At 43.2% G+C, this 2304-nt stretch carries 3 protein-coding genes; all 3 read left to right on the top strand.

All coding sequences use genetic code 11. From position 1 onward, the window contains the following. The coding region (locus KP814_RS33085; protein WP_253938808.1) for an RHS repeat-associated core domain-containing protein at positions 1–1156 on the top strand (1156 nt) is incomplete at its 5' end. Next, positions 1153–1581, top strand: coding sequence for a hypothetical protein (locus KP814_RS32355; protein WP_216740646.1), 429 nt, complete (start codon positions 1153–1155; stop codon positions 1579–1581). The genes KP814_RS33085 and KP814_RS32355, both read left to right, overlap by 4 nt. A 151-nt stretch (positions 1582–1732) precedes the next feature. After that, positions 1733–2173: a hypothetical protein gene (locus KP814_RS32360; protein ID WP_216740647.1), complete on the top strand. Its 441-nt coding sequence runs from the start codon at positions 1733–1735 to the stop codon at positions 2171–2173. The last annotated feature ends 131 nt before the right edge of the window (positions 2174–2304 follow it).

Raw genomic sequence — 2304 nt, forward strand, 5'->3', positions numbered from 1 at the left:
TTACACCTACAGCGCGAAGAACAAACTCCTCGCGGTAACCAAGGCGGGCGAGACCACCAGCTTCGGCTATAACCCAGACGGCATTCGCACCCGGAAAGCGGGAAGCGGCGCCACCACCGACTTTATCGTCGACCAGAACCGCGACTACGCTCAAGTGCTACAAGAAGTCGTCAACGGCGCCAAACAAGTCAGCTACGTCTACGGCGACGACCTGCTGAGCCAGGCAAGAGCCAGCGACGTCAGCTACTATGTCTACGACGGCCAAGGCTCCGTCCGCTCTTTAACAAACCAGATCGGCGTCCAAACCGACAGCTACCACTACGACGCTTTCGGCATCCTGCTGCACAGCGAAGGAGACACCCCAAACAGCTACCTGTATACCGGAGAGCAGTACGATGCATCGCTGGATCAGTATTACCTAAGGGCGAGGTATTACGACCAGAACCAGGGGCGGTTTACGCAGATGGATACTTGGATGGGGCATACCCACGATCCAGTGACGCTACATAAATATATATATGCTGATGCTGATCCAGCAACCGGAATAGATCCTAGTGGCTATATGACATTAGGTGAAGTAGGTGCCAGCTTTAACATAGCGTCTAATTTAGCTACAACTTCATTGAGAGTCTGGTCCGTTGTTGAGAAAGTGGATACAGTATTAAACTTGATAGGAGTGGCTAGGGAAGTTCAAAGTATGTTGTCCTCTGGTAAGCTTAGTGCGGGTATTAAAGACAATTTGAAGTCTGCATCTAAATCGATGGGTAGCGTTAATATTGATGATGCTGTGGATAGTTTAATCAGGATGACACCTTCTGTGACTATTTCAGCAATCGCAGCATGGTCAGGCTTCTTAAGTAATAATGCCGGGAAAATTGATAGGTTTGTGATTTATTTGCCTCAGACCCCCAATACTCTGCCGATAGAAATACCGTTTGCAAAGTCCGGAAAGTATAAAATTAACTTTGTTATGGATAATAAAGGAGACGGCAGACTCGCTGGAGTAGGGATTGGGCTGAAAGGCAGTAAAAGACCTCATCAGATATGGAGGATGGATTCTCATAAACCACATGCAGGAAAGAATCCTGATAAGGATGCATTTTATGCAATTGACAGACAGTTTCATTATCATGTGAATAGGGCTCCAGCTAAATGATAAGTCAAGATTTAAAAACAATATTAACGTTGCTGTCAGAACGGAGAGATGAAATAGAAAAAATAATTCGGGGAGATAAAGGTAGGAGAGAGTATTTTGACCGAGATAGTGAAGGAGAAGGCACCCATTTTCCTGAAATTGCATTGTTGAGATTATGCTTTGATATTTTTTCTCGTGCAGAAGGGGTGGAGGATGAAGATGAGTTGATGTTGCAGGAACTATCTTGGTTGATATATATGGTTTTATGTTATTTTGATATTGGTGAGTACGTTTTTAGCTGGCAAAGTGAAAATGACTATGTGTGGGATATTGCCCGGCGCTACTCCTTAATCATGCTGAAGTCACATGGTAGAGTCGATTTGTCAACCTTTAACTTTGATAAGATGCTGGAAGAATATGGCTATGGCATATCATTTTCAGATTAGCTAAGGAACCTCTGAAAAACATTGGTGAGGCCACAATACAAGGAAAAAATCGGCGAAAAAGCTCAGTTTATCGTGAATAAATGAGCATCTTGAGCCGATTTTTTGGTGCAGCAGGGAGTTATTCTAAGGCTACCTATGTTGGAAATAAGTCATGAAAGTCGGTAAGTATGAGCTACCAAAAGAAATTGACTCTTTGATTGAGTCTGGAATATGGCCATTGACTGATGATCAAGAGTTTGCTCAGCACGAAAAAATGCTAATAGAGAAAAGTATGCTGTCGAGAGTGATCATTGATGAGGCAAAGATTTATTTCTATAAACCTCCATTCCTAAATGCAAAAAAAAGGATTGAGTATGGAGATGATATAGTTTTATCTAAGTTTGACAGCAACGAAAATATTGACCCAGAGAAGCTAATTATACTTGGTGATTTCGGTGCTGGTAGTGACTCTTTTTGGGGGGTATATTATAAAGATGAGCTGTCTGCACCCATTGTGATTAAAGAAAGATGGAATGAGAATGGAAAACGGCTGGGATGGGKGGAACTATTTTCTAATTTTTCCGAGCTTTGTGAATTGTTAGGGAACCTCTGAATAACCCATAGTTATCCCAATATCCCTCTCCATTGTGCATTTGGCCCAACCATATACTGCTTTTTCCAACAACTTTCGCCCCTTTCAGGGCGGAAGTGGGCCTATCGCCCTATATCCGCAGCTCTTTCCAC

The organism is Hahella sp. HN01, from assembly GCF_018986435.1.
In the GTDB taxonomy this organism is placed as follows: Bacteria; Pseudomonadota; Gammaproteobacteria; order Pseudomonadales; family Oleiphilaceae; genus Hahella.

Coding starts and splice junctions, on each gene's coding strand:
- KP814_RS32355 (WP_216740646.1), top strand. CDS start 1,153: ATGATAAGTCAAGATTTAAAAACAATATTAACGTTGCTGTCAGAACGG.